Raw genomic sequence first — 26453 nt, forward strand, 5'->3', positions numbered from 1 at the left:
GCGCAGCACCGTCGAGGCGACGAACCCGATGGCCGGGGCGATCGCCCGTCGCCAGGATCGCGCCCTGCGGCCCGACCGTGGGCCAGCAGCAGCGGGAACACGAACAGCCCGATCGCGGCACCGGTGCTGCCCGCGGTGTTGGTGACACCGGAGCCCAGCGCCCGCAGTGGCTGGGGTAGGCCAGCGCGGCCAGGCTCGCGCCGCCCGGCGCCGGTCCGGCCGAGTGCAGCAGCAGGAACGCGGGCCGGGATCGCGATGGCCGCCCAGGTGGGCAGCGTGTGGAAGAACAGGCCCAGCAGCACGGTCACGCCGGCGAGCCGATCTGCATCGACCGCCGGATCCGCAGCGCGGGGCGACCCGGGGTCGACCCGAAGCCGCCGATGATGCCGAAGAGGTTGAACAGGACCGCGCCGAGCGTGGCCGCGACGAACCCCTCCCCGAACAGCGCCAGGGCGATGATCGGCAGGTACCAGCCGATCGCGTAGTACTCCAGACCTGCATCATGAAGGTGATCGACGCGAGCAGGGTGCGGCGCCGGTAGCGCCCGCCGAACATCTCGGCCAGCCCCTGCATGCCGGTGACCTGCACGACGTCGCGGGCCGGCGGCAGGTCCGCGTCGGGCTGCTCGACGTCGACGAGGTAGACGGTGCGCAGCGCCCGGGCGGCCTCGCGGACCCCGGCCGCGGGACGCGAGCCAGCGCGGCGACTCGGGCAGCAGGAACCACTGCGCGACGCCCAGCAGGGCCGCGATCACGCCGGCGCTGGCGAGCGACCAGCGCCAGATGTCGTCGCCCACGCCGAGGGCGTACACGGCCACGGTGAGCAGCAGGTTCGACGTCGTCGCGACGTACCACATGCCCTGCCAGCGGTTGAGCCGTCCCTGGTGGCGGCGCGGCAGCCACTCCGCGATGTAGGCCATGACGACGGCGAAGTCCAGCGCCCAGGAGGCACCGGCCAGCACCCGGGACACGACCAGCAGCTCGAACGACGGCCAGACGGTCGCCAGCACCGTCGAGACGACGGCGAGCACCTTGGCCGCCAGGATCATCGGCAGCCTGCCCCACCGGTCGGACAGGCGTCCGGCGACCGGGCACAGCAGCAGTGCCACCAGCATCGACGTGCTGGTGACGACCGACAGCTCCAGCGGGGTGAGCGCGAGCTGGCGGTTCAGCGCGTCCAGGGCCGAGCCGAGCGCGGCGCTGGAGTAGGCCTCGAAGAAGATGCCGCCCAGGGCGAGCACCCAGACCCAGCGCATCCGGCCGGTGGTGCCGCGGGATGCCTCGATGGCCTCGACGACGTCGGCCTCGGAGCGCACCGGGAGCGGCGGGGTGGGAGAGGTGGAGGTCATCGGCCGGGCCTCACACGAACAGCGCGTCGTTGACGGCGATGCCGTGGGCGCGGCAGTACGTCACGTAGTGCTCGATGAACCAGAAGACGTCCATCAGCTCGTCGAGGCGCCGGCGTCGTCGTAGAACTCCAGCGTGCCCTCCATCCAGAACAGCGTCTTCATGCCGTTCGGGTCGTCGCAGACCAGGGTGTGCTGCACCCCGGGGTTCTCGTGGACGTAGGCGCCGGGGGTGGCGACCCAGTCGTACTCCTCGTAGCGCCAGGAGCCCTCCAGGCAGAACCCGCGCACCGCGCCGGAGTGCCGGTGCACCCCGAGCCGGCCGCCGCCCTTGACCCACAGCACGTTGGAGAACTTGTTGTTGCGCACGTCGAAGGCGAGGTGCCGGATCGCGGCGTTGTCGCCCCACGGGACCCACGGCGAGGCCTCCTCCGACGGCGGCACGTGGATGTCGGGGACCTCGAACTCCCGGGTGATCGCCAGCCGCGACGCCGGGTAGGGGCCTGCCGGGGCGGTGTCGGGTGTGGTGGTCGGGTCGAACAGCTGGGTCATGGTGACTCCCTGCGTCTCTGCATCGGGGCCCTGGCGTACGGGACCGGCAGAACGTAGGCAGCAGGTGGCCCGGCTCACATGTGCGTGCGCGCAGGAGCGGTTGCGGATTCGCGCAGGGCGTCCCGCCAGTCCCGCGGCGAGCTGCCGTGGCGGGCCTTGAACGAGCGGGAGAACTGCGACGGGTCGCCGAACCCGACGGCGTGGGCGACCTCGGTGACGGTGCGGCCGGCCGGGTCGGCGAGCAGATCGGCCGCCCGATCCAGGCGCGCGGCCAGCAGCTCGCGCGCCGGCGACAACCCGACCTCGGCGAACGCGACCTGCAGCGTCCGCAGCGACACGTGCAGTGCGGCCGCGATCCGCGCCGGGTCGAGCGACGGGTCGCCGAGCCGGTCGCGCAGCACCGCGGTGGCGCGGGCGCGCAGCACCGCGCGGGCGTCGCGCGGGTCCTCCCCCGCCGAGCCGAGCGCGGCGGCGAGCAGCGCGATCGTCGACGCCCGCACCCCGATCCGGTCGTGCGCCCGCCGAGCTCGGCCAGCCGCTGCACGTACGGCGCGGTGAGCGACCCGACCGGGCTCTCGGCGCCGATGCGGACCGCGGTCGACCAGGTCGGTGGCACGGCGAAGCCCGCGGTGCGGAACCGCTCCGCGGGCACCTTGAGGTCGAACGGCTCGCGGGACTCGATGAGGCAGGCCCGCGACGCGTCGTAGGAGGCGAGGTCGCCCGGCTGCAGCAGCGCGGTGCGCCCGTCCTGCTCGACGTGCAGCGCCCCGGAGCGGGGCAGCATCACGAAGATCGTCGCGGCGTCGCGGTCCGGTGCCCGGACGACGGCGTGCGGGTCCGCCCGCAGTGTGCTGACCTCCAGGTCGTCGACCCGGTGGACCTCCAGCTCGGCGGCGAACGAGCCGGTGGTGTGCGGCCGGAACTCCAGCGGGACGTAGACGTCGCTGATCACCGACTGCCAGTGCCGGGCCTGCCGGTGCGGCTCGAACGCGGTCGTGTCGATCCTCATCGCCCGTCGTACCTCCTCGTACCACGGCCGCTCGCCCTGCGCGGATTGCCGGGTGCGCTGCGCTGCGCGCCATGTCGCTCGGCGATCGGCGGACCTACGTTACGGCCGACACCGCCGTCGGCCCAGAGGAGAACCATGATCGCCGCCGTCACCACCGACGCGCGACGGCTCGTCGTGACCGAGGTCCCGGACCCGGTCCCCGGCCCGGGCGAGGTGCTGGTGCGCCCGCTCGTCGTGGGGGTCTGCGGCTCGGACCTGCACCTGTTCGACGGCGATGCCGGTGCCCTGTCCGGCGCCGAGCGCGGGCTGCCCCGGATCCAGGGCCACGAGATCGCCGCCGAGGTGCTCGACGACCCGTCCGGCCGGCTCGCCGCCGGGACCCGGGTCGCGGTGTGGCCGCTGCTGTCCTGCGGGCCTGCCGGCTGTGCTCCGCGGGCACGGTCAACGCCTGCCCGGCCCTGCGCGTGATCGGGGTGCACCTCGACGGCGGGCTGGCCGGGGCGCTCGCGGTCCCGGCGGCCAACGTCGTCGCGGTCGGCGATGTCGAGCCCGGGGTCACCGCTCTCGTCGAGCCGGTGTCGGTGGCGGTGCACGCCGTCGCCCGCGGGCGGGTCCGGCCCGGCGACCGGGCGGTCGTGTTCGGGGCGCGGCGGCGCGTCGGGCAGGGGGTGTGCCTGGTGCTGGCCGACGCGGGGGTCGAGACGCTCCTGGTCGACCCGTCGCCCGCCCGGGTGCGGGCGGGCGCGCTGTGGGGCGTCGCCGGACCACCACCACCGACCCGGACGCGCTGGTCGCCGAGGTCGGCGCGTTCGCCGGCCCGGACGGGCCCGACGTCGTGCTCGACGCCACCGGCGTCCCGGCCGTCCTCGACACCGCGCTGCACCTGGTACGGGCCGGCGGCACGGTCGTCGCGGTCGGGCTGACCTCCGCCGCCGGTCCGGTGCACACCGGGCTGCTCGCCGCGAAGGAGGTCGCGGTGCTCGGGTCGAGCTGCTGCACCGGGGCCGAGTTCGCGACCGCCGCCGCGCTGGTCGGCCGCCGGGCGGGGGCGGTCGCCGCGCTCCCGGTCCGCCGCGTCGCCCTGGCCGACGCCGTGTCCGCCCTGTCCGGCCACGGCACCGACGACGTGGTGAAGACCCTCGTCGACGTGACCGTCTGAGTCCCTGCCCCGAGAGGAACCCCATGTCCGACAACCGTGTCGCCGCTTCCCTGTTCGACGTCACCGGTCGCGGCTACGCCGTCACCGGTGGCGCCTCCGGCATCGGCCTGGCCGTGGCCGAGGTGCTCGCCGACTCCGGCGCGCACGTCGCGCTGCTCGACCTGCACCCCGGCCGGGTCGAGGCCGAGACCGCCCGGCTGCGCGAGCGCGGGGGGAAGGTCACCGGACACGTCGTCGACGTGACCGACGGCGACGCCGTCGCGGCGGCTGTCCGCGCGGCCGAGGCCGATGCCGGCCGTCTCGACGGGGTGTTCGCCAACGCCGGCATCTCGGTCGGCGCGAGCTTCACCGAGCCGGGCTGGCGGGTCGAGGAGTTCCCGATCGACGCCTGGGACACCGTGCGGGCGGTGAACCTCGACGGTGTGCTGCACACCCTGCGTGCCGCGGCCGCCGTCCTGCGCCCGCGGGGGCGGGGCCGGATCGTGCTCACCGCCTCGACGGCGGGCCTGCGCACCGACCCGATGGTCGCCTACTCCTACACCGCCACCAAGGCGGCGGTGGTCAGCCTCGGCCGGCAGGCCGCCCTCGACCTCGCGGGGTCCGGCGTCACCGTCAACGTGATCGCGCCCGGCCCGTTCCGCACCAACATCGGTGCGGGCTTCGACCCGGGTGAGGCGGTGTGGCGCGAGACGGTGCCGCTGGGCCGGATCGGGCACACCGACGAGCTGAAGGGGCTCGCGCTGCTGCTGGCCTCCGACGCGTCGAGCTACATGACGGGCGGGGTCTACCCGATCGACGGGGGTGCGCTGGCGCTCTCGCACACCCCGGCCTGAGCTGGCCTCAGACCGCCTCGTCCCAGCTCCCCGAGCAGCCGGGCGACCGTGGGGGTCTCCACCAGGAACCCGTCGTGCCCGTACGGGGAGTCGATCACCTTCAGCGGGTCGGCGCGCGGGATCCCGTCGACCAGCTCCTGCTGCTCGGCGAGCGGGTACAGCCGGTCGGAGGTGACACCGGCGACGTAGGTGCGGGCGCTCACCCGCGACAGCGCCGACGCCACCCCGCCCCGGTCGCGTCCCACGTCGTGGTGGTTCATCGCCTGGGTCAGCCGCACGTAGGACGCGGCGTCGAAGCGGTGCACCAGCTTGTCCGCGTGGTGGTCCAGGTAGGACTCCACGGCGTAGCGGCCGCCGTCGAGCGGGTCCTCGCCGGCCTGCGGGTCGCGGCCGAAGCGGGTCGCCAGCTCGACGCCCGACCGGTACGACAGGTGCGCGATCCGCCGGGCGACGCCCAGTCCGCGCCACGGCCCCTCGGGTGTGTCGTGGTAGTCGCCGCCGTGCCAGTGCGGGTCGGAGGTGATGGCCTGGATCTGCGGGCTCGCCCAGCCGATCTGGTCCGCCGACGACGCCGCGGGCCCGGCGAGCAGGAACAGCCGCCGTACCCGGTCGGGCTCGGTCGCCGCCCACTCCAGGGAGCGCATGGACCCCATCGAGCCGCCGATCACGCAGGCGAACGCGTCGATGCCGAGCGCGTCGGCCAGGTACTGCTCGGCGGCGACGGTGTCCCGCACGGTGACCGTCGGGAACCGGCTGCCCCAGGTCCGGCCGTCCGGGGCCCGCGACGCCGGGCCGGTGCTGCCCTGGCAGCCGCCGACCGCGTTCGGCGCCACGACGAACCAGCGCGCCGGGTCCAGCGGGCCGCCCGGCTCGATCAGCCCGGGCCACCAGCCCGGCGTCGGGTGCCCGGGGCCGGCCGGGCCCTCCAGGTGCGCGTCGCCGGTGAGGGCGTGCAGCACCAGGACGGCGTTGGAGCCGTCCGGCGCGAGCTCGCCCCAGGTCTCGTAGGCCAGTCGCACGCCGGGAAGCTCCCCGCCGGCCGCCAGCTTCAGCGGCGCGGGCAGGTCGAGGAACCGGCGGCGGCCGGGGTCGTCCCCCTCCCGCCAGGCACCGCTGGCGGGAGGGGGCTCGATGTCGTTCACGGACACCAGGTAATCAGATCCGCGCTCATGCGCCCTTCGCGGCGCGGAACCCGGCGTCGAGGTCGGCCTTGAGGTCCTCGATGCCCTCCAGACCGACCGAGAGCCGGATCAGGCCCGGGGTGACCCCGGACGCGATCTGCTCCTCGGCCGACAGCTGGCTGTGCGTGGTCGACGCCGGTGGATGACCAGGCTGCGCACGTCGCCGATGTTGGCGAGGTGGCTGTGCAGCTCGAGGGCGTTGACGAACTTCTTGCCCGCCTCGACCCCGCCCTGCAGCTCGAACGCCACGATTGCGCCGCCGCCCTTGGGCAGGTACTTCTTCTGCAGCTCGTGCCACGGGCTCGACGGGAGGCCCGCGTAGTGGACCTTCTCCACCTCGTCGCGACCCTCCAGCCACTCGGCCAGCGCCTGGGCGTTCTGGTTGTGCCGGTCGATGCGCAGCGACAGCGTCTCGATGCCCTGCAGGATCAGGAACGCGTTCTGCGGGGAGATCGCCGGGCCGAGGTCGCGCAGCAGCTGCACGCGGGCCTTGATGATGTAGGCGATCGGGCCGACGGCGTCGGTGAACACCGCGCCGTGGTAGCTCGGGTCGGGGCTGGTCAGGCCCGGGAACCGGTCCTTGTTGGCGACCCAGTCGAACTTCCCGGAGTCGACGATGATGCCGCCGACCGACGTGCCGTGGCCGCCGAGGAACTTGGTCAGGGACTCGACGACGATGTCGGCGCCGTGCTCGATCGGCCGCACCAGGTACGGGGTCGGGACGGTGTTGTCGACGATCAGCGGGACCCCGGCGGAGTGCGCGACGCCGGCGACGGCCGCGATGTCGAGGATGTTGCCGCGCGGGTTGCCCAGCGTCTCGCCGTAGAGGGCCTTGGTGTTCGGCCGGATCGCGGCCTTCCACTCCTCCAGGTCGTCCGGGTCGTCGACGAAGGTGACCTCGATGCCCAGCTTCGGGAAGGTGTAGTGGAACTGGTTGTAGGTGCCGCCGTAGAGGGAGGCGCTGGAGACGATGTGGTCCCCGGCCTCGGCGATGTTCTGGATCGCCAGTGCCTGCGCGGCCTGCCCGGACGCGACGGCCAGGGCCGCGGCCCCGCCCTCCAGCGCGGCGACGCGCTGCTCCAGCACGTCCTGGGTGGGGTTCATGATCCGCGTGTAGATGTTGCCGAACTCGGCGAGCCCGAACAGGTTCGCGGCGTGGTCGGTGTCGCGGAAGACGTAGGACGTCGTCTGGTAGATCGGCGTCGCCCGGGCATTGGTGGTCGGGTCGGGTGCGGCGCCGGCGTGCACCTGCTTGGTCTCGAACGACCAGTTGGCGGTGATGTCGGGGTCGGTCACGGTGGGACTCCTCTTCGGGTCGACCGCCGGTGTGAGCGTGCCGAGGCGGGCCGTGCCCGGGTCGGTCGATCGCGGCGGCTACAGGGGTAGCTACAGGACTGTGGCGGGGCGGACGCGTACGTGGGCCCTCGGACGAGCGCGGGTCAGCGACAGGGGCGACAGGACGCGCTCGTGATCCGCATGCAGTCGACGTGGATGCGCGCCACCAGGCAGGTCACACACCCGAACGTAGTGCGGTCCCCCGGCGGGCACAACGGCCGTCCGCGGTGATCACTACTCTGTGGCGCCGTGCTCGTCCTGCTGCCGCCCTCGGAGACCAAGCGTGACGGCGGCGACGGCCCGCCGCTCGACCTCACCGCGCTCTCCCACGACGCCGACCTCGGCCCCGTCCGCGCGGAGCTCTGCGACGAGCTCGTCGCACTGGCCGGTGACCGTCCGGCCGCGCGTGCCGCGCTCGGGGTCTCGCAGCGCCAGGACGCCGAGATCGACCGCACGCCGCGCTGCGCACGAACCCGACCCTGCCGGCGCTGGACCGCTACACCGGGGTGCTCTACGACGCCCTCGACGCCGGGTCCTTCACCCGCGCCACCCGGGACCGCGCCCGGTCCCGGCTCGCGGTGTGCTCGGCGCTGTTCGGGCTCCTCTCCGCCGACGACCCGATCCCGCCCTACCGGCTCTCGGCGGGCTCGAAGCTGCCCGGTTCGGGCACGCTCGCGGCGCGCTGGCGCCCGGTGCTCGACCCGCTGCTGGCGCGCATCGCCGAGGGCGAGCTCGTCGTCGACCTGCGCTCGGGCGGCTACGCCGCGCTCGGCACGGTCCCCGGCGCGGTCACGGTGAACGTGCTGGCCCAGCGCCCGGACGGGTCGCGCTCGGTGGTCAGCCACCACAACAAGTCGCACAAGGGCGGCCTGGCGCGGCTGCTGGCGACCTCGCGGGCCGAGCCGGCCGACGCCGGCGCGGTGGCCCGGATCGCGCGGCGGGCGGGGCACCTGGTGGAACGCGACGGCAACCACCTCGATCTCGTCATCCCGGCCTGAGCCCGGATCCCGGAGCCGGGCACACGCCCGCCGTGCCGGCCCTCGGTCGTGCCGGTCCCGGTCGTGATGGTCCCGGTCGTGACGGCCCGGTCGTGACGGCCCGGCCGTGACGGCCCGGCCCGGCGCGGGGCCCGGCCGGCGCGCGTGGCGGCCGCCGTCGGCCGGCGGCGTGGAAAACCCGTGGCGGGCCGGGGCGGCGTCCGGCAGGGTCACGACCGGCCGGAGGGACCGGTGGCGCGGCAGGATCGCGCGGTGCGAGCGGGGAGGTGCGTACCGATGGCCGTCCGTCGTGTCCGGGTGCGCAACGCGCGCCCCACCACCGCACCGTCCCCGTCGCGCGGCACGACCGGTCCCTGAGAGCGTGTTTGGAAATTCTAGTGGGTTGAGGGTGTCGTGTGTTTCTGCTGGCGGGTGGCGGGGTATCCACGGGCGATGCGGCGGGTGATGGTGTTGATCGCGGCCCAGCGGATCATGGCTTCGGATGTGGTGGGGTGGCGTTCGTAGTCTCGGGCCAGGCGTCGGTGTGCGGTGAGCCAGGCCAGGGTCCGTTCGACCACCCACCTTCGTGGGAGGACGGTGAATCCGCGCTGCTCGGGTGGCTTGCGGATGATCTCGATCGTTGTCTGCAGGATCGTGGCGGCCCAGTCGAGCAGTCGCCCGGCGAAGCCGGCGTCGGCGTAGACGAACCGCACCCTGGTGCGCAGGTAGAGGTTGAGCAGGATCGGCTTGGCGCCGTCGCGGTCCTGTACCGAGGCCGAGCACACCATCGTGGTCAGCAGCAGACCGAGGGTGTCGGTCACGATGAACCGTTTCCGTCCGCCTGTCTTCTTCCCGGCGTCGTAGCCGCGGGAGTCCTGGCCGACGGTGTCGGCGCCCTTGACCGACTGGGAATCGATGATCCCCGCACTCGGCTCCGGATCACGGCCCTCGGCGATACGTAACTGCCCCCGCACGACCGGGAGGATCTTCTCGGTGACCTTCTGCTGTTCCCACTGGTTGAAGTACCAGTAGACGGTCTGCCAGGGCGGGAAGTCCACCGGCAACGCCCGCCAGGCACACCCGGTCCGCACGACATACAAGATCGCGTCCAGCACGTCCCGACGAGCATGAGCAACAGGCCGCCCCCGCCGCGCGAGCGGCGGTAACAACGGCTCGATCACCACCCACTGGGCATCACTGGTGTCCGAGGGGTACCGGCGCGGTCGTTCCTGCATGCCGACCACGATGGAGCACCCCAGCCGTGTCGACCATCCCGACACACCCACCATTTCCAAACACGCTCTGAGGGCTGTCGCAGCACGGACGAACCGCCCACATGTACTGATCGACGGGCCGGGACGGACCGGCACAGGTGGTTCACAGGTCGATCACCGGCTCCGCACAGCGCGGCGGAGCAGCGTCCCCCGGGTGACGAGCACCCTGTCCCGGCCCCGGCCCGCCCCCCCACCCCGTCTCCCCCGCCGACCCGCCGGTGGCGGCACCTGCCGCTCGCGGTGCTGCTCGCCGCGACGGCCGCGCTCTACCTGTGGGGGCTGTCGGCCTCGGGCTGGGCCAACGCGTTCTACGCCGCGGCCGCGCAGGCCGGTGGGCAGAGCTGGTCGGCGTGGTTCTTCGGCGCCTCCGACGCGGCCGGGGGCATCACCGTGGACAAGGCGCCGGGGGCGCTGTGGCCGATCGGGCTGGCGGTGCGGCTGTTCGGGCTGTCGAGCTGGAGCGTGCTGGTGCCCCAGGCGCTGATGGGCGTCGGCGCGGTCGCGTTGCTGCACGCCACGGTGCGGCGGGTCGCCGGGCCGGGGCCGGTCTGCTCGCCGGGGCCGCGCTCGCGCTCACCCCGGTGGCGGTGCTGATGTTCCGCTTCGACAACCCCGACGCGATGCTCGTGCTCGTCCTGACCGGCGCCGCCTACGCCCTCACCCGGGCGGTCGAGCAGGGCCGCACCCGGTGGCTGGTGCTCGTCGGCCTGCTGGTCGGCTACGGCTTCCTCACCAAGATGCTGCAGGCGTTCCTGGTGCTGCCGGCGTTCACCGCGGTGTGGCTGCTCGCCGCCCCGCTCGCCTGGTGGCCGCGGATCCGGGCGCTGCTCGCCGCCGGGGTCGCGCTGCTGGTCTCGGCGGGCTGGTGGGTGCTGGTCGTGGAGCTGTGGCCCGCCGCGGACCGGCCCTGGATCGGCGGCTCCCAGGGCAACAGCGTGCTGGAGCTGGTCCTCGGCTACAACGGCGTCGGCCGGCTCACCGGCGACGAGGTCGGCTCCGTCGGGGGAGGCGCGGGCGGACGCGCCGGTGGCTGGGGCGAGACCGGGCTGCTGCGGCTGTTCGGCTCGGAGATGGGCCGGGAGGCGTCCTGGCTGCTGCCCGCGGCGCTGGTGCTGCTCGGGGTGCTGCTGTGGCGGACCCGGCGGGCACCGCGCACCGATCCGCTGCGCGCCGCGACGGTGCTGTGGGGCGGCTGGCTGCTGGTCACCGGGCTGACCTTCAGCCTGATGGCCGGGATCGTGCACAGCTACTACACCGTCGCGCTCGCCCCGGCGGTCGCCGCGCTGGTCGGGATCGGCGGGGCGACGCTGTGGCACGACCGTGCGTCCGCGGCCGCCCGGTGGTGGCTGGCCGCTGCGGTCGCGGCGACGGCGGTGTGGGCGTACGCGCTGCTGCCCGCGGAATGGCTCTGGTGGCTGCGCCCCGCGGTGCTCGTCGTCGGGCTCGGCGCGGCGCTCGCGCTGCTCGGGGTGCACCGGATGCCGCGGGTCCTCGCGGCCGGGGTGCTCACCGCGGCGCTGCTGGCCGGGGCCGGCGGGACGACCGCCTGGGCGCTGGCGACGGCGGCGACGCCGCACACCGGGGCGATCCCGAGCTCCGGGCCGGCGGGCTACGCGTCCGGCCCGGGCGGGGTCCGGGGTGGTCACGGCACGATGCGCGGGCCGTGGGCCGGCTCCCCGGGCGGCGCATCCGGTGCGGCCGGAGCAATCACCGGTGGGGCCGCCGGGGCACCGGGCGCGACCGGGCCCGGCGGAGCGGCCGGGCAGAGCGGAGCGGCCGCGGGCGCCAGCGCGACCGGGGCCGGGACCGGTGGGACCGCGGGCGCACCGGGTGCCGCGACGGCGGGCGGGCCGGGCGGGCCGGGCGCCCGGTGGGCCGGTGGCGGACCCACCCGGGGGCCGGGCGGCGCCGGCGGGCGCGGCGGCGGCCCCGGGGGCATCCTCAGCGCGCCCACGCCGTCGTCGCAGGTCACGGGGTTGATCTCGGCGGGCGCGGGCAGCTTCACCTGGGCCGCGGCCACGGTGACCTCGATGCAGGCGGCGGGCTACCAGCTCGCGTCGGGGGCTCCGGTGCTCGCCGTCGGCGGGTTCAACGGCACCGACCCCTACCCGACGCTCGCGCAGTTCCAGCAGATGGTGGCGCAGCACCGGATCCACTGGTTCATCGGCTCCGCGGGCACCGGGATGATCTCCACCGCCTCCGGTGGCAGCGACGACGCGCGCCTCATCGCCGAGTGGGTCGCGGCGACGTTCCCGGCCCACACGGTCGACGGCGTCACCCTCTACGACCTGGGCGCGTCGTGATCCCACGACAGGACGCCCGGCTCACAGCCGACGCACAGGTCGATCACACCGCCACGACAGCCCGGGACCCGATCGTCGACCCCATGACCACAGTCGTCACCGGCCCCGCAACCGGCACCCACCCGGGACGCCCCGGAGCGCGTCCGTCCGACCGCGACCGGACCGTGCTCGACATCGTCGTCCCCGTCTTCAACGAGGAGCGCGACCTGGAGTCCTCGGTGCGGCGCCTGCACGAGTTCCTCTCCTCCGGGTTCCCCTACACGTTCCGGATCACCGTCGCCGACAACGCCAGCACCGACGCCACCCCGCAGATCGCGCAGCGCCTCGCCGCCGAGATCGCCGAGGTCACCACGGTGCGCCTGGACCAGAAGGGCCGCGGCCGCGCGCTGCGCCACGTCTGGTCCGGCTCCGACGCCGACGTGCTCGCCTACTGCGACGTCGACCTCTCCACCGACCTCGGCGCGCTGCTCCCGCTGGTCGCCCCGCTCGTGTCCGGGCACTCCGACCTGGCGATCGGGACCCGGCTGGGTCGCGGGTCACGGGTGGTGCGCGGACCGAAGCGGGAGTTCATCTCGCGCAGCTACAACCTGATCCTGCGCGGCGCGCTCTCGGCCCACTTCTCCGACGCCCAGTGCGGGTTCAAGGCGATCCGCTCCGACGTGGCCCGGCGGCTGCTGCCGCTGGTCGAGGACACCGGCTGGTTCTTCGACACCGAGCTGCTGGTGCTGGCCGAGCGGTCCGGGCTGCGCATCCACGAGGTGCCCGTCGACTGGGTCGACGACCCGAACTCCAGTGTGGACATCGTGGCGACGGCCGTCGCGGACCTGAAGGGCGTGTGGCGGGTCGGCCGAGCACTGGCGACGGGTGCGCTGCCGCTGGCCGAGGTCCGCGCGCAGCTCGGGCGGGCGCCGCTGGCCCCGCCAGAGGTCCCCGGGGTGCCGCGGGCGATGCCGTTCCAGTTGGCCCGCTTCGCCGCGATCGGCGTCGCGTCGACGGTGGCGAACCTGCTGCTGTTCCTGGCGCTGCGCGGGACGCTCGGACCGATCGCGGCGAACGTCGTCGCGCTGCTGGTCTGCGCGGTCGCCAACACCGCGCTGAACCGGCGGTTCACCTTCGGCGTCCGTGGTCGGGACCGCGCGGTCACCCACCAGTTCCAGGGCCTCATCGTGTTCGCGCTCGGCCTCGTCCTGACCACCGGCGCCCTCGCCGTGCTCGGCGCCATCGCCCCCGGCGCGCACCTGGCCGTCGAGGCCGCGGTGATCGTCGCGGCCAACCTGGTCGCGACGGTGCTGCGCTTCGTCCTGTTCCGCTCCTGGGTGTTCCGCACCCGGTCCACCCCCTCCCAGCTCGAGAAGGCGACCGCCGCGTGACCAGCACCCTCGACCGGTTCCCCACCCGGTCCGACGCTCCTCCGCCCCCGTCCGACGGTCCGCGCCGCTGGACCCGACCCGTCTCGGTCGTCGCGCTGCTCGTCGCGACGGGCGCGCTCTACCTGTGGAACCTGGCCGCCTCGGGCTGGGCCAACTCCTTCTACGCCGCCGCGGTGCAGGCCGGGGCGAACGACTGGACGGCGTTCTTCTTCGGGTCCCTCGACCCGGAGAACGCGATCACCGTCGACAAACCGCCCGCATCGCTGTGGCCGATGGAGATCTCCGCACGGATCTTCGGGTTCTCGTCCTGGAGCCTGCTGGTGCCGCAGGCGCTGATGGGCGTCGCGGCGGTCGGGCTGCTGTACGCCGCGGTCCGCCGGGTGTCCGGGCACGGCGCCGGGCTGCTGGCCGGGGCGCTGCTGGCGCTCACGCCCGTCGCGGCGCTGATGTTCCGCTTCGACAACCCCGACGCGATGCTCACGCTGCTGCTCGTTCTGGCGGCGTACCTGCTGGTCCGGGGCCTGGAGGACGGCCGGACCCGGTGGATCGCCGCGGTCGGACTGGTGCTGGGGTTCGCGTTCCTGGCCAAGTCGCTGCAGGCGTTCCTGGTGCTGCCCGGTCTGGCCCTGGCCTGGCTGTGGGCCGCGCCCGGCCGTCCGTGGCGACGGGTGTGGCAGCTGCTCGTCGGGGGTGCCGGGATCGTCGTCGGTGCCGGCTGGTGGCTGCTCGCCGTCGCGCTGTGGCCGGTCGACGCCCGCCCGTACATCGGCGGGTCCGGGGACAACACCCCGCTCGGCCTGGCCTTCGGCTACAACGGGCTGGGCCGGATCGTCGGCGGCGAGGGTGGCCGGGGCGGTGACACCGCGCGCGACGCCGCGGCCGGTGCGTTCCCCGGCGGCGCGTTCCCGGGCGGTCCGTTCCCGGGTGGCGCCCCCGGCGGTGGCGGCATGCCCCCGGGCGGTCCCGGCGGCGCGGTCTTCGGCGGTCAGGCCGGGTTCCTGCGGATGTTCGGGACGTCGTTCGGCACCCAGGTCTCCTGGCTGCTCCCGGCGGCGCTGCTGCTGCTCGTCGCGGCACTGGTGCTGCGTGGACGCGCACCGCGCACCGACGCCGTCCGCGGCTCGCTGCTCGTGTGGGGCGGCTGGACGCTGGTGACGGTGCTGGTGCTGTCGTTCATGGAGGGGATCGTCCACCCGTACTACACGGTGGCGCTGGCGCCGGGGATCGCGGCGCTGGTCGCGGTCGGCGGCCGCGAGCTGCTCGGACACCGTGACCTCCGGTGGGTCCGCGGGGTGCTCGCCGTCGCCACCGTCGGGACCGCGGTCTGGGCGTTCGTGCTGCTCGGCTGGTCGCCGCAGTTCCTGCCCTGGCTGCGCTGGGTGGTGCTGGTGGCGGGCGTCGTGTCCGGTGCGGCGCTGCTGGCCCCCGCGCGGGGACGGCGGTGGCTCGCCGTGGCCGTCGGCGTCGCGATCCTGAGCGGTGTGGCCGCGCCGGCGGCCTACGCCGTCCAGACCGTGGCGACCCCGCACGAGGGCTCCATCCCGACCGCGGGGCCGGAGGTCGCCGGGGCCGACCGGGGCCCGGGCGGGTTCCGCGACGGGCGGGGCGATCGCGACCGGGCCGACGGTGCCGGGACGGCCGCGCCCGGGGCCACCGGGGCCCCGGCCGACGCCGGTGGTGGTCTCCCGGACGGTGCCGCGCAACCCGGTACCGGACAGACCGGTACCGGACAGACCGGTGCGGGACAGACCGGTGCGGGTGGGCCGGGCGGGATGTTCGGGGGTGGTCCGGGGACCGAGCGGACCGGCCCGCAGCTCGTCGCGCTGCTACGGGACGCGGGTCCGGCCCGCTGGGCCGCGGCGACGATCGGCTCCCAGGGCGCGGCGTCGATGATGCTCGCCGCGGGCGGGGACACCGCGGTCATGGCGATCGGCGGCTTCTCCGGCAGCGACCCCTCCCCCACCCTGGACCAGTTCCGGCAGTACGTCGCGAACGGCGACATCCGGTACTTCGTCAGCGGCGGCCAGCGGGGCGGCCCCGGCGGCGCTCGCGGCACCGGGGCGGAGATCACCGCCTGGGTCGCGCAGGACTACACCGCGACGACCGTCGACGGCACCACGGTCTACGACCTGTCCGCGCAGACCCACTGACCGTCGCCGCTCGCCGAGTGGCACACCAGGTACCCGTCACCGGTCGACGGGTGCAGCTGGTGTGCCACTCGGCTGCACCCCACTTTCGGCCACAGTGTGCTGCCCCGACGGCGCGCGCGGATGCTCCCGGCGCGCTCCGTTCGGCAGAGTGGGGCCATGACCGCCACCGGCCCCCGCACCGGCGACCCCGGACCCGGGATCCCGACCGACGCGCTGCCGCTCCCGTTGCGCCCACCCGCGAACCGGCTGGATCCCCGCGCGATCTGGTGGTGGCGGCTCTCGGCGGTGCCGGTCCCGCTCGTGCTGCTCGTCGGCCAGGTCGTCGCGTGGTTCCTGCTGCCCGCGGTCCCGTGGCACGGGCTGCTGATCGCGACCGGGGTGCTGACCGTGCTGTGGCTGCTGGTCGGGACGCTCGTCGTACCCGGTCTGCGGTACCGGCTGCACCGCTGGGAGGTGACCGAGGACGCCGTCTACACCCGGTCCGGCTGGCTGGTCCGGGAGTGGCGGATCGCGCCGATCCCCCGGGTGCAGACGGTCGACACCGAGCACGGGCCGCTGCAGCAGGCGCTGGGTCTGGCCACGGTGACCGTCACGACCGCGTCGGCCCGCGGCCCGGTCCGCATCGCCGGGCTCGACGCCGAGGCCGCCGCCGAGCTCGCCCGACGGCTCACCGAGACGACCGGGCGGCACAGCGGGGACGCGACGTGACCGAGCCCGACGCACCCGCCACGGGCACCGGCACCGGCACGCCCCCCGACGAGGTCGAGTGGCGGCGGCTGCCGGTCCAGATGCTGCTCGTCGGCCCGGCCACCGCGCTGCTGCGTCTGGCCCCCGCGCTGGTCGTGCTCGTCCTGTTCGGCGCGGGAAGCGGCAACTCGACCCAGGTCTGGATCGCGGGGGCGGCGGTCGTCGTCACCGTCGCGGCGGGTGTCGTGCGGTGGCGCACGACCCGCTACCGGATCACCGACGAGCGCGTCGAGCTGCACAGCGGGCTGCTGATCCGGCAGCGCCGCTCGGTGCCGCGGGACCGGATCCGCACCGTCGACCTGACCGCACCGCTGCTGCACCGGATCGTCGGGCTGTCGGTGGTGAAGGTCGGATCCGGGCAGAGCAGGTCGGACGCGGGCCTCGACCTCGACGCCGTCACCACCGACGAGGCCGAACGGCTGCGCCGCGAACTGCTCGCCCGGCCCGCCACGGCGGCCGGCCCGGCGACGGCCGCCGCCGGGAGCGACCCCGGCGGGACCGGGACGGCGCCCGTCGGGGTCGACGGGAGGGATGCCGACGGGAGCGGCTCCGCCGGCGGCCCGGCGGACCGGGAGGAGCCCGCCGGCGAGGAGCTCGACCGGATCGACTGGTCCTCGCTGCGCTATGCCCCGCTGACGGTCAGCTCGCTGGCCGCGATCGGCGCGCTGGCCGGCGCGGGCTGGAACCTGCTGAACGAGACCGGTCTCGACCCGCGCTCGCTGCCCGGCGCCGACACCGTCGCCGGGGAGCTGGCGACCGCGCCGGTCTGGGCGACGGTGCTCGTCGCGGTCGGTGCGCTGCTGCTGGTCATGGTGGTCGGCAGCATCGTGCTGTTCGTCGAACGCTGGTGGGACTACCGGCTCAGCCGCGAGCCCGACGGCACGCTGCGGGTGCGCCGCGGCCTGCTGACCAAGCGCTCGCTGTCGGTGTCCGAGCAGCGGCTGCGCGGGGTGACGGTGTCCGAGCCGCTGCTGGTGCGGGCCCTGGGTGGCGGCGCCCAGGCCGGGGCGCTGGCCGTCGGCCTGGCCGGCGACGACGCCGACTCCGGCAGCGGCGCGCTCGGCCCGCCGGTGCGCCGCACGCACGCCCACACGGTCGCCGCGACGGCCACCCGCGCGACCGGCCCGGTCACCGACGGACCCCTGCGGGCGCACCCGCCGCGGGCCCGGACCCGGCGCCTGGTCCGCGCGGTCGGCCCCGCGCTCGTCCCGGCCGCAGCCCTCGGGGTGTTCGCCTGGTTCGACGCCGCGGTGTGGCCGGTCGTGGTCGGCGTCGCGCTGGTCATGGTGGCCGTACCGCTCGCGCTGGACCGCTACCGCGCCCTGGGCCACCGACTCGACGAGCACTACCTCGTCGCCCGACACGGGTCACTGCTGCGCACCACGACCGCGCTGCGCCGCGACGGCGTCATCGGCTGGCGGATACGGCAGAGCCTGTTCCAGCGCCGCGCCGGGGTGCTGACGCTGGAGGCGACCACCGCCGCGGGCGGCGGCTCGGTGCAGGTGCTGGACCTGGACCCCACCGACGCCGTCGCGCTCATGGCCGCGGTCACCCCGGACCCGGTCGCGCCGTTCCGGGTCCCCCCGCGGGTCAGCGACGCCGACGGGTCCCGAACAGACTGCGGGTGATCTCGCGGGTCACCGTGGTGGTGAGCTGACGACCGGTCGGTGACTGCAGGAAGTCCCCGATCTTGGAGAAGATCCCGCCGCCCGGCGAGTCCTGCGGCGGGGGTGGCGGGGCCTGGCCCGGTTCCGGAGCGGGGGCGGGCGCCCCGACCGGCGTCGCCTCGCCACCCGGCCCGGCCGCGATGCTCGCGGTGAGCTTCTCGTAGGCCGACTCGCGGTCCACCATCTGTCCGTACTTCGCCTGCAACGACGAGGCGGCGGCGTCGGCGCGGACGTCGTCGACGGGCAGGGCGGCCATCAGCGAGCGCGGGGCCCGCAGCCGGGTCCAGGCGACCGGTGTGGGCGCGCCGCGCTCGGACAGCACCGTGACGATCGCCTCACCGGTGCCCAGCGAGGTCAGCGCCGACTCCAGGTCGTAGACCTCGGACTTCGGATAGGTCCGTACCGTGCGCGACAGCGCCTTCTGGTCGTCCGGGGTGAAGGCCCGCAGCGCGTGCTGGATCCGCGCGCCCAGCTGGGACAGCACCTCGTTCGGCACGTCGGTGGGCAGCTGGGTGCAGAAGAACACCCCGACGCCCTTGGACCGGATGAGCTTGACGGTCTGCTCGATGCGGTCGAGGAACGCCTTCGAGGCGTCGGTGAACAGCAGGTGCGCCTCGTCGAAGAAGAACACCAGCTTGGGCCGGTCCAGGTCGCCCGCCTCGGGCAGCTCCTCGTACAGCTCGGCGAGCAGCCACATCAGGAACGTGGAGAACAACACCGGGTTCGCCGCGCGTTCGGCCAGCTCCAGCAGGGTGACGACCCCCTTCCCGTCGACCTGACGCATCAGGTCCGCGGGATCGAACTCGGGCTCGCCGAAGAACTCCTCGCCGCCCTGGGCCTCCAGGTTGACCAGCGCCCGCAGGATGACCCCGGCCGTCGCCGGGGAGACCCCGCCGATGCCCTTGAGGTCGGCCTTGCCCTCGTCGGAGGTGAGGTGGGTGATGACCGCGCGCAGGTCCTTGGTGTCGAGCAGCGGCAGCCCGCGCTGGTCGGCCCAGTGGAAGATCAGGCCGAGGGTGGACTCCTGGGTGGCGTTGAGGCCGAGCACCTTCGCCAGCAGGATCGGGCCGAACTGGGTCAGCGTCGCCCGCACCGGGACGGCGACGCCGCCGTCGCCCAGGGACAGGAACTGCACCGGGTACGCGGTCGGGACCCAGTCGTCGCCCGTGTCGGTCGCGCGGGCGGTGACCTTGTCGTTCGGCTCACCCGGCCGGGCCATGCCGGACAGGTCGCCCTTGACGTCGGCGAGCAGGACCGGGACCCCGGCGTCGGAGAGCTGCCCGGCCAGCGCCTGCAGCGTCTTCGTCTTACCGGTACCGGTCGCCCCGGCCACCAGGCCGTGCCGGTTCAGCGTCGTGAGCGGGATCCGGACCCTGGCCTGCGGGTCGCACACGCCGTCGACGAGGACGGTGCCGAGCTCCAGCGCGGCCCCGTCGGTGACGTATCCGGCGGCGATGGTGCGAGCGGGTGTGTCGTCAGCCACGGCGCGAGCCTAGGGCACACCCCCGACGGTGGCGGGCGAGGCTCGCGCCCGTCGCACCGATGTCGCCTAGGCTGTGACGATGACCGATCGGCTGGTGTGGATCGACTGCGAGATGACCGGGCTCGATCTGGGGTCCGACGCCCTCATCGAGATCGCAGCCCTGGTCACCGACGGCGACCTGAACATTCTCGGCGAGGGCGTGGACGTCGTCATCGCCTGCGACGACGCGAAGCTCGACGCGATGCCCGACGTCGTGCGCGACATGCACGCCCGGTCCGGGCTGACCGAGGAGGTCCGGCGCGCGACGGTCACGGTCGAGCAGGCCGAGAAGATGGTGCTCGACTACGTCCGCACCCACGTCCCGGACGCCCGGTCCGCGCCGCTGGCCGGCAACTCGATCGCCACCGACCGCGGCTTCATCGCCCGGGACATGACCGAGCTCGACGGGTACCTGCACTACCGGATGATCGACGTCAGCTCGGTGAAGGAGCTGGCACGGCGCTGGTTCCCCCGGGTGTTCTACGCCAAGCCGGAGAAGGGCCTCGCGCACCGCGCGCTCGCCGACATCCGCGAGTCGATCCGCGAGCTGGCCTACTACCGGCAGGCGCTGTTCGTGGCCCCGCCCGGTCCGACGACCGAGCAGGCGCAGGCCGCGGCGGCCGCGGTCGCGCACGTCGCGGCACCCCCGCAGACCGGTACGACCCCCGGCTGAGGGCTCCCGCGGACCCCGGTCTATAGTTTCTCCAGCGCTTCCGGGAGTCCGGGAGATCGCGATGGTGGGTGTAGCTCAGTTGGTAGAGCACCTGGTTGTGGTCCAGGGGGCCGCGGGTTCAAGTCCCGTCACTCACCCGGTCGCCGATTCTGCAGCAGCAGAGCCGTGCGACGGACAAGTACACATGCGCCGTTAGCTCAATTGGCAGAGCAGCTGGCTCTTAACCAGCGGGTTCGGGGTTCAAGTCCCTGACGGCGCACCACCGATTCTGTGGGGGTAGGACGTCATCGTCCTACCCCCACAGCTCGTCCTGTCCCCTCCAGCTCATGGTGCCGACGGTTCCCGGCCGTGCTCATCCCGGCAGCCCCAGCAGCCGTTCGGCGTTGAGGTGGGCGATCTTCTCCATCGCGAGCGGGGGCAGGTCCGCCTCGCGGAGGAACGCCCGGGCGCCGTCGTTGCCCAGCATCGGGTAGTCGACGCTGAACATGATCCGGCCCACCCCGACCGTCTCGACGCAGAACCGGAGCTGGGCCTGGTTGAACATCCCGCTCGGGGTGATGTGGACGTTCTCCCGGAAGTAGTCCCCGACCGGACGGTCCAGGCGGGTGATCCGCTGCGGAAGGGCCTCCTCGATCCGCTCGAGGTAGAAGGGGACCATCTCGCCCCAGTGGCCGAGGACGAGCTGCAGGTCCGGGTACCGGTCGAACACCCCGGCGAGGACGAGATGGAGGAAGTGGGTCCCCGTCTCGACGTGCCAGCCCCAGGCACTCGTCTGCAGCCGGGCCGTGACGATCGGGTCGAGCCCGCCCTCGTAGTTCGACCGGGAGGTCTCGACCGGCGGGACGCCCGGGTGCAGATGGATGGGCACCCGCAGCTCCGCCGACCGCCGCAGGACGGGGTCGAACCGGGGCTCGTCGAGGAACCCGCCCCCGATCCGGCCGTTGATCATGGATCCGACGAACCCGAGCTCACCGACGGCGCGGGCGAGCTCGTCCGCGGCGGCCTCCGGCACGGCCGTCGGCAGCGCGGCGAAGCGGTCCGGGTGCGCCGCGACGGCCGCCGCCGTGCGGTCGTTGACCTTCCGGACGAGCTGCCCGGCGACGTCGCCGGGCAGCTGCGAGGCTAGCGGGCTACAGGGCTGCCGACCCCCGACGAGATCCTGCGAGGCCCCGGCGGTCTACTCCACCGGCCCGAGCAGGGCGAGCAGGATCCGCGCCAGCTCGGCCCGGTCCTGCGGCGGGATCCGCGCGAGCCTGCGGTCGAACTCCCGCGCGAGCGCGGCGAGCGCCCGGTCGCGGGCCGCCTCCCCCTCGGCGGTCAGGACGAGCCGGTGGCGGCGCAGGTCGGCGTCGTCGATCTCCCGGCGCAGGTAACCGAGGCCGACCAGGGTGCGCACGTACGCCGTCACGCTCGCCTTCGGGATGACCAGCGTCGCGGCGAGCTGGGCCGGGTAGGGGGACGTGGCGACCTCGGCGAGGACGAAGAACTCCTTCGTCTCCAGGCCCAGCTCCGCCAGGTCGGCGACGCACTCCTCCAGCACGACGGTCAGCAGCCGATGGTTCAGCGACCACAGCTGCGCGGCGTCGACCGACACGAGCACCTCCCATTCCGTACGATGTCGAACAGAGTCGAAGTCGAACTACCTGCATGTCGAACTTCGACCGCTGTCGACCCTAGACGGAGGGGCTCCCGTGCCACTGCAGCACATCACGATCCCGCGCGGGCCCATCCGGCTCGCCGCCGATCTCCACCTGCCCCCCGGCACCGACGGGTCGACTCCCCGGCCTGCCGTGGTGCTGTCGCCCCCGGGCAGCAGCGTCAAGGAGCAGATCGGCGCCGAGTACGCCCGCCGCCTCGCCGACCGCGGCATCGCCGCGCTCGTGTTCGACCCGGCCCACCAGGGGCGCAGTGGTGGCGAGCCGCGCGACCTCGAGGACCCGTACCGGCGGGGCGAGGACATCAGCTACGCACTCGACGCACTGGACACCACGGCCGGGATCGACCCCCGGCGCATCGGCGTGCTCGGCATCTGCGCCGGTGGCGGGTACGCCGTCCACACCGCCCGCACCGACCACCGCATCAGGGCCGTGGGCGTGGTCGTCCCCGTGGACATCGGCACCGCGTTCCGCCGCGGCGCGCCCGACGGCCCCGTCGCCGCACTCGACGCCATGGCGGACGCCCGTTCGGCCGAGAACCGCGCAGGACACCTCACCCGCGAGAAGTGGCTCCCCGACAACGCCGAGGAGGCCGCCGCGCTCGGAGTGGACGACATCGACACGACACAGGCGATCCGGTACTACCGCACCGGACGGGGCGGGAGCGAGTACTCGACGAACCGCCGCCTCGCGCGAGGGGACTCCCTGCTGCTCGGGTACGACGCGTTCCACCTGGTCGACCCGCTCATGACCCAACCCCTGCAGGTCGTCCTGGCCGGGCGCGTCGGCACCACCGGCTCCTCCGAGGCCGGCATGCGGCTCTGGGAGACGGCCCCGAACCCCGTGGACCTCATGGTGGTCGACGGGGCGGGCCACTACGAGATGTACGACGAGCCCACCTACGTCGACGCCGCGGTCGACCGGCTCGCCGGCCTCTACTCCACCCACCTGTAGGCATCGGGCACGACCGCCGCACCCGGCACCGCGGGGCAGGCTATCGTCGCTCCCAGTTCGTTAGCTCCGGACAAGGAGATGCCGTGGGGAACGACGTCGTCGTACCGGCCGGTCCCGCCGGACGCCGGCACCGGCTGCTGATCCTGGCCGTGCTCTGCACCAGCATCCTGATCGTCTCGATGGACGTCACGATCATCAACGTGGCGCTGCCCGCGCTCGTCGCGGACCTGCACGCCTCGATCACCGAGCTGCAGTGGACCGTCGACGCCTACACCGTCGTCCTGGCCTGCTTCCTGATGCTGGCCGGCGCGACGGCGGACCGGGTCGGGCGCCGCCGCGTCTTCCGGACCGGGCTCGTCGTGTTCGGCATCGGGTCGCTGCTGTGCAGCCTGGCTCCGACGGTCGGCTGGCTGATCGGGGCGCGGGTGGTGCAGGCCCTCGGCGGCGCGATGCTCAACCCGGTCGCCATGTCGATCATCACCAACGTCTTCACCGACGCCCGGGAGCGGGCCCGCGCGATCGGGGTGTGGGGCGCGATGGTCGGCATCTCGCTGGGCCTCGGCCCGGTGCTCGGCGGGCTGCTCGTGGACACCGTCGGCTGGCGGGCGATCTTCTGGGTGAACATCCCCGTGGTACTGGCGGCGTGGGTCCTGACGGCGCGGCTCGTCCCGGAGTCGCGGGCCGCCCGTCCGCGGCGGGCCGACCCGGTGGGGCAGCTCCTGGTGGTGGCGCTGCTCGGGTCGACGGTGGCGGCGGTGATCGAGGGGCCGCGGCTGGGCTGGTCGTCGGCGGGGGTGCTCGGGCTGGTGGCGCTGGCCGTCGGCGCGCTGATCCTGCTGGTCGTCTGGGAGCGGCGGCATCCCGAACCCCTGGTGGAGCTGCGGTTCTTCCGGAGCGCCCCGTTCACCTCGGCAACGGTGATCGCGGTCTGCGCGTTCGCGGCGTTCGGCTCACTGCTGTTCCTGTCCGCGCTCTACCTGCAGGACGTGCGGGGGCTCAGCGCCCTGCAGGCCGGGCTGACCCTGCTGCCGGCCGCCGTCGCGACGACGGTGGTCGCGCCGCTGGCCGGGCGGATGGTCGCCGCGCGCGGGGCCCGGCTGCCGCTCGTCCTCGGCGGGACGGCGATGGTGGCGGTCGCGCTGACCTTCTCCCAGCTCTCCCCCGCCACCCCGCTGTGGCTCGTGCTCGTCGCGCACGGGGTGTTCGGCTGCGGGTTCGCGCTGCTCAACCCGCCGATCACGAACACGGCGGTGAACGGGATGCCGCCCGAGCGGGCCGGCGTCGCCGCAGCGGTGGCCTCGACCAGCAGGCAGGCCGGGCAGTCGTTCGGCGTCGCGATCAGCGGGACCGTGGTCGCCACCGCGGCGAGCACCGCCGCCGGGGTGGCGACGGCGTGGGCGGTCGTGGTGCCGCTGACCGTCGTGGTCGTGGTGCTCGGTGTGCTGGGGACCACGGCGCGGGCGCAGGCGTCCGCGGCCCGGGTCGCGGCACTGTTCCCCGCGGCACCGTCGTCCCCCGCCCGCGCGGCCTGAGCGGGGGACGGCGGCGTCATCCGTGCGGAGCGGCGCCCGCGGCGGCGTCGACGGAGTGGTCCAGCACGACCATGTGCCCGGCCGCGTGGGTGAACACGTACTCGGCACCACAGCCGGGCAGGGCCAGCTGCGGGGTGACCCCGCAGGCCCAGAAGACCGGCACGTCACCCTCCTCGACCACCGGCTCCGGCCCGAAGTCCGGCCGGGCCAGGTCGGAGATCCCGATCGCGGCGGGGTCCCCGACGTGCACCGGCGCGCCGTGCCCGGTCGGGTAGCGCGCCGTCACCTCGACGGCCCGGTCGACGAGCGCGGCGGGCACCGCGCGCATGCTCACCACCAGCGGTCCGTGCACCCGGCCCGCCGGCACGGTCGGGCGGGTCGTGACGTACACGGCGGGCGCGGACGAGCGCGGGTTGCGCCGCACCGGGACCCGGCCCGTTCCAGGGGCTCCTCGAAGGTGTGGCTGCACCCGAGCAGGAACGCCACCGAGTCCGCGCGCCACCGGTCGCGCAGGTCGGTCGGCTCGCCGTCCTCGACGCCGTGGAGCCAGGTCCGGTAGCGCGGGAAGTCGGTGCGGACGTCGACCCGGGTGTCCCCGACGGTGACGACCGGGTCGCCGGTGTTGCCGACGCCGAGCAGCGGGCACGGCGTCGGGTTCCGCACGCAGAAGAGCAGGAAGTCGTACGCCGTCGCCTGCGGGACGACCACCAGGTTGGCCTGCTGATACCCGCCGAACAGGCCCGCGGTGGGCCCGGTCCAGCTCCCGGCGGCGGCCAGTGCCCGCAGCTCGGCCGGGGTGGCTGGCGCCGTCGTCGCGGCGGTCACCGGGCCAGCTCCCGGCGGGCGGTCTCGCGGACGGTGAGCAGGGTCAGCAGTGCGACGACCGTCGCGACCATCAGCAGGTAACCGGGTGCGAGCGGGTCGCCGGTGACCGAGGTCAGCCAGGTCGCGAGGAACGGGGTGAGACCGCCGCCGATGATCGTCCCGCCGTTGAAGGCCAGGGACAGGCCGGTGTAGCGGACCCGGGTCGGGAACTGCTCGGCGTAGGTCGGGTAGGTGACGGCCTGCACGACCGGCATCGGCAGGGCCAGCAGGAACATGCCGAGGACGGCCAGGGTGAAGTCGCCGGTGCCCATCAACGCCATCGTCGGGAGGATCAGCACGGAGTAGCCGAGGAACCCGGCGACGATGAGCTTCTTGCGGCCGTAGCGGTCCGACAGCGCTCCGGCGAGCGGCATCAGGCACGCCACGAACAGCCCGATCGCGGCCATCAGCCAGAACGTGCTCGACTTCGGGTAGCCCAGCTCCGAGGTCAGGTAGATGTTCATGAAGATCAGGCCGATCCAGTAGCCCGCGTTCGACCCGGTGGCCAGCAGCAGCACGGTCACCAGCGCGCGCCGGTGGTGGGTGAGCACCTCCCGCACCGGGGCCTTGGGCAGCTCGCCCGCCGCGCGGCTGTGCTCGAACTCCTCGGAGTCCTCCAGCCGGTGCCGGGCGATCAGGGTGAGCACCACCAGCGGCAGCGCGAGCAGGAACGGGATCCGCCAGCCGAACGCGCTCAGCTGCTCGGCGGTCAGTAGGGTCGAGGTGACCCCCGCGACCAACGCCGCGGTGCCGCCACCGAGGGCGACCCCGACCGGCGTGAAGGACCCGAAGAAGCCGCGTCGGCCCGCCGGGGAGGACTCGGCGAGGTAGGTGGCCGACCCGGTCACCTCACCGCCGGCGAAGAAGCCCTGCGCGAGCCGGGCGAGGACCAGCAGCGCGGGGGCGAGCAGGCCCGCGGTGGCCGCGGTCGGCAGCAGCCCGACCAGGGCGGTCGCGGTGCCCATCCCGGTGATCGTGAACACCAGGACCGGCTTGCGGCCCAGGCGGTCGCCGAGCCGGCCGAGGACGATGCCGCCGAGCGGGCGCATGAGGAACGCGCTGCCGAACACCGCCAGCGTCGACAGCAGTGAGGCGACCGGGTCGGCGCTGGGGAAGAACAGCGGCCCGATGACGACGGCGAGGTAGCCGTAGACGCCGAACTCGTAGTACTCGACGGCGGTCCCGGACGCGGCGGCCAGCGCCGCGCGGCGGGACCGGGCCGGGCTCGGCGACGGGGTGGAGGGGCTCTCGGCGGCCCGCCCGGTGGGGGCGTCGCTTGATAGGGTCATGGGTGTCTCCCGGTGGGGATCCCGCTGCTGCGGGCAGGCGTGATCGCGGTGTGGTGGGCGGA

General features: G+C 74.3%; 21 protein-coding genes, 2 tRNA genes and 5 pseudogenes. 14 read left to right on the forward strand and 14 right to left on the reverse strand.

Annotated elements, in window-relative coordinates:
• The 5 genes and pseudogenes from KPL57_RS13085 to KPL57_RS72085 form a co-directional block, all read right to left on the reverse strand.
• Nucleotides 1–308: hypothetical protein (locus KPL57_RS13085; RefSeq protein ID WP_226351817.1), on the reverse strand; the 308-nt coding region annotated here is incomplete at its 3' end.
• A complete protein-coding gene (locus KPL57_RS13090; RefSeq protein WP_226351818.1) occupies nt 305–1348 on the reverse strand; it encodes an MFS transporter in 1044 nt (347 codons plus the stop codon). The genes KPL57_RS13085 and KPL57_RS13090, both read right to left, overlap by 4 nt.
• Before the next feature lie 93 nt (nt 1349–1441).
• Nucleotides 1442–1897: a 2,4'-dihydroxyacetophenone dioxygenase family protein gene (locus KPL57_RS13095; RefSeq protein ID WP_226351819.1), complete on the reverse strand. Its 456-nt coding sequence runs from the start codon at nt 1895–1897 to the stop codon at nt 1442–1444.
• A 74-nt stretch (nt 1898–1971) separates the two neighbouring features.
• Nucleotides 1972–2397 carry a helix-turn-helix transcriptional regulator gene (locus tag KPL57_RS69655; RefSeq protein WP_226351820.1) on the reverse strand — a complete coding sequence of 142 codons (426 nt, stop codon included), beginning with the start codon at nt 2395–2397 and terminating at the stop codon, nt 1972–1974.
• Between the two features lie 65 nt (nt 2398–2462).
• Nucleotides 2463–2906: pseudogene (locus KPL57_RS72085) on the reverse strand (hypothetical protein); the annotation flags it as partial.
• 135 nt (nt 2907–3041) lie between these two features.
• Here KPL57_RS72085 and KPL57_RS13110 point away from each other — a divergent pair.
• From KPL57_RS13110 to KPL57_RS13120, 3 genes are all read left to right on the forward strand, one after another.
• Nucleotides 3042–3374 (forward strand): alcohol dehydrogenase catalytic domain-containing protein, encoded by a 333-nt coding sequence (locus KPL57_RS13110; RefSeq protein WP_264198056.1) that lies wholly within the window; start codon nt 3042–3044, stop codon nt 3372–3374.
• Between the two features lie 280 nt (nt 3375–3654).
• The gene (locus KPL57_RS13115) at nt 3655–4065 is read left to right on the forward strand and encodes a zinc-binding dehydrogenase (protein WP_226351821.1); all 411 of its coding nucleotides are present in this window, start codon (nt 3655–3657) and stop codon (nt 4063–4065) included.
• 23 nt (nt 4066–4088) lie between these two features.
• Nucleotides 4089–4898: an SDR family NAD(P)-dependent oxidoreductase gene (locus KPL57_RS13120; RefSeq protein ID WP_226351822.1), complete on the forward strand. Its 810-nt coding sequence runs from the start codon at nt 4089–4091 to the stop codon at nt 4896–4898.
• Here KPL57_RS13120 and KPL57_RS13125 read toward each other — a convergent pair.
• Together KPL57_RS13125 and KPL57_RS13130 are read right to left on the reverse strand one after the other, a co-directional pair.
• Nucleotides 4850–6040, reverse strand: coding sequence for a homoserine O-acetyltransferase (locus KPL57_RS13125; RefSeq protein WP_226351863.1), 1191 nt, complete (start codon nt 6038–6040; stop codon nt 4850–4852). The two genes, KPL57_RS13120 and KPL57_RS13125, sit on opposite strands and share 49 nt — an antisense overlap.
• 25 nt (nt 6041–6065) lie before the next feature.
• Nucleotides 6066–7375, reverse strand: a pseudogene (locus KPL57_RS13130) (bifunctional o-acetylhomoserine/o-acetylserine sulfhydrylase).
• 288 nt (nt 7376–7663) lie between these two features.
• Here KPL57_RS13130 and yaaA point away from each other — a divergent pair.
• Nucleotides 7664–8412, forward strand: a pseudogene (gene yaaA, locus KPL57_RS13135) (peroxide stress protein YaaA).
• 358 nt (nt 8413–8770) lie between these two features.
• On the opposite strand, the pseudogene KPL57_RS13140 reads toward yaaA, so the two are convergent.
• Nucleotides 8771–9680, reverse strand: a pseudogene (locus KPL57_RS13140) (IS5 family transposase); the annotation flags it as partial.
• Nucleotides 9681–9893: 213 nt separating this feature from the next.
• Here KPL57_RS13140 and KPL57_RS13145 point away from each other — a divergent pair.
• The 5 genes and pseudogenes from KPL57_RS13145 (at nt 9894) to KPL57_RS13170 (ending at nt 17863) form a co-directional block, all read left to right on the forward strand.
• A pseudogene (locus KPL57_RS13145) lies at nt 9894–11968 on the forward strand (glycosyltransferase family 39 protein).
• 83 nt (nt 11969–12051) lie between these two features.
• A complete protein-coding gene (locus tag KPL57_RS13150; RefSeq protein WP_226351823.1) occupies nt 12052–13338 on the forward strand; it encodes a bifunctional glycosyltransferase family 2/GtrA family protein in 1287 nt (428 codons plus the stop codon).
• The gene (locus KPL57_RS66400; protein WP_308252864.1) at nt 13335–15488 is read left to right on the forward strand and encodes a glycosyltransferase family 39 protein; all 2154 of its coding nucleotides are present in this window, start codon (nt 13335–13337) and stop codon (nt 15486–15488) included. Before KPL57_RS13150 ends, KPL57_RS66400 begins: the two co-directional genes overlap by 4 nt.
• A 156-nt stretch (nt 15489–15644) precedes the next feature.
• The gene (locus KPL57_RS13165; RefSeq protein ID WP_020627359.1) at nt 15645–16196 is read left to right on the forward strand and encodes a PH domain-containing protein; all 552 of its coding nucleotides are present in this window, start codon (nt 15645–15647) and stop codon (nt 16194–16196) included.
• Nucleotides 16193–17863 carry a PH domain-containing protein gene (locus tag KPL57_RS13170; RefSeq protein ID WP_226351825.1) on the forward strand — a complete coding sequence of 557 codons (1671 nt, stop codon included), beginning with the start codon at nt 16193–16195 and terminating at the stop codon, nt 17861–17863. The genes KPL57_RS13165 and KPL57_RS13170 overlap by 4 nt, the downstream gene beginning before the upstream one ends.
• On the opposite strand, the gene KPL57_RS13175 is transcribed toward KPL57_RS13170, so the two are convergent.
• Nucleotides 17826–19385, reverse strand: coding sequence for a helicase HerA-like domain-containing protein (locus KPL57_RS13175; RefSeq protein WP_226351826.1), 1560 nt, complete (start codon nt 19383–19385; stop codon nt 17826–17828). The genes KPL57_RS13170 and KPL57_RS13175 overlap by 38 nt on opposite strands.
• A 79-nt stretch (nt 19386–19464) precedes the next feature.
• Here KPL57_RS13175 and orn point away from each other — a divergent pair, with 79 nt between their 5' ends.
• The 3 genes from orn to KPL57_RS13190 all read left to right on the forward strand — a co-directional run bounded on the left by orn (nt 19465) and on the right by KPL57_RS13190 (nt 20359).
• Nucleotides 19465–20097 carry an oligoribonuclease gene (gene orn / locus KPL57_RS13180; protein WP_043280303.1) on the forward strand — a complete coding sequence of 211 codons (633 nt, stop codon included), beginning with the start codon at nt 19465–19467 and terminating at the stop codon, nt 20095–20097.
• Between the two features lie 64 nt (nt 20098–20161).
• Nucleotides 20162–20234: transfer RNA gene (locus KPL57_RS13185), tRNA-His, on the forward strand.
• Between the two features lie 49 nt (nt 20235–20283).
• Nucleotides 20284–20359 (forward strand) — tRNA-Lys (locus KPL57_RS13190).
• Nucleotides 20360–20449: 90 nt separating this feature from the next.
• On the opposite strand, the gene KPL57_RS13195 is transcribed toward KPL57_RS13190, so the two are convergent.
• Nucleotides 20450–21211: an amidohydrolase family protein gene (locus KPL57_RS13195; protein ID WP_226351864.1), complete on the reverse strand. Its 762-nt coding sequence runs from the start codon at nt 21209–21211 to the stop codon at nt 20450–20452.
• A 63-nt stretch (nt 21212–21274) separates the two neighbouring features.
• Nucleotides 21275–21697, reverse strand: coding sequence for a MarR family winged helix-turn-helix transcriptional regulator (locus KPL57_RS13200; RefSeq protein WP_226351827.1), 423 nt, complete (start codon nt 21695–21697; stop codon nt 21275–21277).
• A 91-nt stretch (nt 21698–21788) separates the two neighbouring features.
• Between KPL57_RS13200 and KPL57_RS13205 the strand changes: the two genes are divergently transcribed.
• Both KPL57_RS13205 and KPL57_RS13210 read left to right on the forward strand, forming a co-directional pair.
• Nucleotides 21789–22706 carry an alpha/beta hydrolase gene (locus tag KPL57_RS13205; protein ID WP_226351828.1) on the forward strand — a complete coding sequence of 306 codons (918 nt, stop codon included), beginning with the start codon at nt 21789–21791 and terminating at the stop codon, nt 22704–22706.
• An 83-nt stretch (nt 22707–22789) separates the two neighbouring features.
• The gene (locus tag KPL57_RS13210; protein WP_226351829.1) at nt 22790–24238 is read left to right on the forward strand and encodes a DHA2 family efflux MFS transporter permease subunit; all 1449 of its coding nucleotides are present in this window, start codon (nt 22790–22792) and stop codon (nt 24236–24238) included.
• Between the two features lie 16 nt (nt 24239–24254).
• On the opposite strand, the gene KPL57_RS13215 is transcribed toward KPL57_RS13210, so the two are convergent.
• Genes KPL57_RS13215 through KPL57_RS13225 form a run of 3 tightly spaced genes read right to left on the reverse strand, consistent with a single transcriptional unit; the run spans nt 24255 to nt 26391 of the window.
• The gene (locus KPL57_RS13215) at nt 24255–24662 is read right to left on the reverse strand and encodes a D-glutamate cyclase family protein (protein WP_226351830.1); all 408 of its coding nucleotides are present in this window, start codon (nt 24660–24662) and stop codon (nt 24255–24257) included.
• Nucleotides 24569–25063, reverse strand: coding sequence for a hypothetical protein (locus KPL57_RS69665; protein ID WP_226351831.1), 495 nt, complete (start codon nt 25061–25063; stop codon nt 24569–24571). The genes KPL57_RS13215 and KPL57_RS69665 overlap by 94 nt, the downstream gene beginning before the upstream one ends.
• Complete coding sequence (locus KPL57_RS13225) at nt 25060–26391, reverse strand: MFS transporter (protein WP_226351832.1); 1332 nt, start codon at nt 26389–26391, stop codon at nt 25060–25062. The genes KPL57_RS69665 and KPL57_RS13225 overlap by 4 nt, the downstream gene beginning before the upstream one ends.
• Between the last annotated feature and the right edge of the window lie 62 nt (nt 26392–26453).

The sequence above is a fragment of the Pseudonocardia sp. ICBG601 genome (assembly GCF_020496245.1).